This is a genomic window from Streptomyces sp. NPDC002785 (assembly GCF_040295565.1).
In the GTDB taxonomy this organism is placed as follows: domain Bacteria; phylum Actinomycetota; class Actinomycetes; order Streptomycetales; family Streptomycetaceae; genus Streptomyces.
The window spans coordinates 1-3,228 of record NZ_JBEOVN010000366.1 but is presented as its reverse complement, the minus strand read 5'-3'; the positions used below and the strand labels follow the sequence as shown (position 1 = coordinate 3,228).

The window sequence follows — 3,228 nt, the reverse complement described above, 5'->3', positions numbered from 1 at the left end:
GAGGCACGCTCCCCGATCTGGCTGCAGCGCAGGCTGCAGAAGGCCGGGATGCGCCCGATCTCGCTCGCCGTCGCGGACCGACCCGGGAACTCGGCGGCGGCGCCTTTTCGTTGCTGCTACGCAAGCGCATCCCTGCCGACCCCACCGTTCCCCTGCTCTGTGAGGTGTGGCACGATGCTGGCCACCCCCACGCCACCGCGGACGTCCCACAGGCGGCACCGCCCACACAGGCATCCTTGAACCACAGGAGACATCCCGCGTGCAGACCTCCGAGCTCCCGGACCTCGCGCACACCGACACCAAGCCGCTGCACTGGCTAGCCACCGCGACAGCCATGGCCGCCGTTTTCGCAACCGCCGGCATGCTCCAGCCGGACCGCACGCCCGCCCCCTCGCCACCCCACCGCACCACCGCGCAGCGCGGCACCATGCCCGTCGCCGCACCCGATCCGGAGCGGGTGACCTTCCCTCTGGAATGCGGCGGGCTGGAGAACACCGTGGCCAAACAGGCACCCGGCGACCTCGACGGCGATGGCCGCCCCGAGACGGTCGCCGTGGTCCACTGCGCAGCCGGATCCGGCACCCCGCCCAGTGGTGTCTACGTCCTCACACAAGGAAGCGGGGCCACACCCCGGGTCGTGGCGACCCTGGTGGACCCCGCTGAGAAGATGAGCGTCGGCGATTTCGCGGTGCGTGACGGAATCATCTCCGCCACCCTGCTCGGCTACTCCTCGGCCGCAGTACCGCGCTGCTGTCCCGACCAGCAGGAAGAGGTCACCTGGCAGTGGCAGGGCGGCGCATTCGTCCGTGCCACCCGGGCCGCCCCGAGCAGCGCCTGAGCCGTCACTGCGCGTGGTCGCCCGCGCGAACCGCCGTATCAGGCGGCCTCAGGACCGTACACCTCGACGCTGTCCGAAACGCGACGTACATGGATGCAGTCGCCCGGGCACTCGTTGGCCGAATCGACCACATCTTGAAGAAGCGGCAGCGGTACGGGCGTCGTCGCGCCCTTGTCCTGCAGCAGCTCGTCGTCGCTGCTCTTCACATACGCCAGGCCGTCGATGTCCAGCTCGAACACCTCGGGTGCGTACTGCACGCAGATACCGTCTCCCGTGCAGAGGTCCTGGTCGATCCAGACCTCCAGGTCCTGAGTTTCGCTGCCGGTGGGAGCGTCCTGCTGCACGGTCATTTCTCCTGCCGTTTCCTGCGTATCCGGACCAAAATTAGCCAGCCCTGACGGGTGTTGAACGGTTCGACGATACAACCGGCCGCTTTCCGATGTTGAACGGTGGGTATTCCCCTGACACGAGGGGGAACGCAAGGGTGAAGATCGGACACGCCCCGCAGTCTTTGTGATCTAAGGGTTTCAATCATCACCCACCCAGGTAGGGTCAGGAAGCGTCCAGCTCCCCTTGGAGGAGGTGAGGACCGTGGCAGCCCACGACGACGACATCAACCGCGGCATCCGGCCCGGGCGGGGGTCCGAAGACCCAGCCGGCCAGGTCGCCTATCTCGAGCAGGAAATCGCCGTCCTGCGACGTAAGCTCGCCGACTCTCCGCGCCATACGAGGATCCTCGAAGAGCGGATCGTCGAGTTGCAGACCAACCTTGCAGGCGTGTCCGCGCAGAATGAGCGGCTCGCCAACACACTCCGCGAGGCCCGCGACCAGATCGTGGCCCTCAAGGAAGAAGTCGACCGGCTCGCACAGCCGCCGGCCGGTTTCGGTGTGTTTTTGCAGGGCAACGAGGACGGCACTTGCGACATCTTTACCGGGGGCCGAAAGCTCCGGGTGAATGTCAGCCCCAGCGTCGAGCTCGACGACCTCCGGCGCGGCCAGGAAGTCATGCTCAATGAAGCGCTCAACGTGGTCGACGCCATGGAATACGAGCGGGCCGGGGACATCGTCACCCTCAAGGAAGTCCTTGAGGACGGCGAGCGGGCCCTGGTCATCGGCCACACGGACGAGGAACGGGTGGTACGGCTCGCCGAGCCGCTGCTGGACATCACCATCCGCCCGGGCGACGCCCTGCTGCTCGAACCCAGGTCCGGCTATGTCTACGAAGTGGTCCCCAAGAGCGAGGTCGAAGAGCTCGTCCTCGAAGAAGTACCGGACATCGACTACAACAAGATCGGCGGTCTGGGCGACCAGATCGAGCTGATCCGGGACGCGGTCGAGCTCCCCTATCTCCACCCCGACCTCTTCAAGGAACACGAACTGCGGCCGCCGAAGGGCATCCTGCTCTACGGCCCGCCCGGCTGCGGCAAGACACTCATTGCCAAGGCAGTGGCCAACTCCCTTGCCAAGAAGGTCGCCGAAGTCACCGGCCAGCCTGCGGGCAAGAGCTACTTCCTCAACATCAAGGGCCCGGAACTCCTCAACAAGTACGTCGGCGAGACCGAGCGGCACATCCGCCTGGTCTTCCAGCGTGCCCGTGAGAAGGCGAGCGAGGGCACGCCCGTCATCGTCTTCTTCGACGAGATGGAGTCCCTCTTCCGTACCCGGGGATCCGGCGTCAGCTCGGACGTGGAGAACACCATCGTCCCCCAGCTGCTCGCCGAGATCGACGGCGTCGAGGGCCTGGAGAACGTCATCGTCATCGGCGCCTCCAACCGCGAGGACATGATCGACCCCGCGATCCTGCGCCCCGGCCGCCTCGATGTGAAGATCAAGATCGAGCGCCCGGACGCAGAGGCCGCGAAGGACATCTTCGCCAAGTACCTCACGCCTTCGCTGCCCCTGCACGCGGACGACCTCGCGGAGCACACCGGCTCCAAGGAATCCGCTGCGCACGCCATGATCCAGTCGGTCGTCGAGCGGATGTACACCGAGTCCGAGGAGAACCGCTTCCTCGAGGTCACGTACGCCAACGGCGACAAGGAAGTCCTCTACTTCAAGGACTTCAACTCCGGCGCGATGATCCAGAACATCGTCGACCGGGCCAAGAAGATGGCCATCAAGGCCTTCCTCGACCAGGGACAGAAGGGCCTTCGCGTCTCCCATCTCCTCCAGGCATGCGTGGACGAGTTCAAGGAGAACGAGGACCTGCCGAACACCACGAATCCGGACGACTGGGCCCGCATCTCCGGCAAGAAGGGCGAGCGGATCGTCTTCATCCGCACGCTCGTCACCGGAAAGCAGGGCGCGGATACCGGTCGCTCCATCGACACGGTGGCGAATACCGGGCAGTACCTGTAGAACGCAGACCGGCTGCGGATGCCCGGCCGGGC

Annotated in this window: 3 protein-coding genes; 2 read left to right on the top strand and 1 reads right to left on the bottom strand. The window is 66.0% G+C overall.

Going from position 1 to position 3,228, the window contains the following annotated elements; all coding sequences use genetic code 11:
- Positions 1–259: 259 nt before the first annotated feature.
- Positions 260–838 carry a hypothetical protein gene (locus ABTZ94_RS36970; protein WP_351207759.1) on the top strand — a complete coding sequence of 193 codons (579 nt, stop codon included), beginning with the start codon at positions 260–262 and terminating at the stop codon, positions 836–838.
- 38 nt (positions 839–876) lie between these two features.
- Here ABTZ94_RS36970 and ABTZ94_RS36965 read toward each other — a convergent pair whose 3' ends face one another.
- Positions 877–1,188, bottom strand: a complete 312-nt coding sequence (locus ABTZ94_RS36965) for a ferredoxin (RefSeq protein ID WP_351207757.1) — start codon at positions 1,186–1,188, stop codon at positions 877–879.
- A 241-nt stretch (positions 1,189–1,429) separates the two neighbouring features.
- Here ABTZ94_RS36965 and arc point away from each other — a divergent pair, with 241 nt between their 5' ends.
- Positions 1,430–3,196, top strand: coding sequence for a proteasome ATPase (arc, locus tag ABTZ94_RS36960; RefSeq protein ID WP_351207755.1), 1,767 nt, complete (start codon positions 1,430–1,432; stop codon positions 3,194–3,196).
- Positions 3,197–3,228 lie beyond the last annotated feature (32 nt).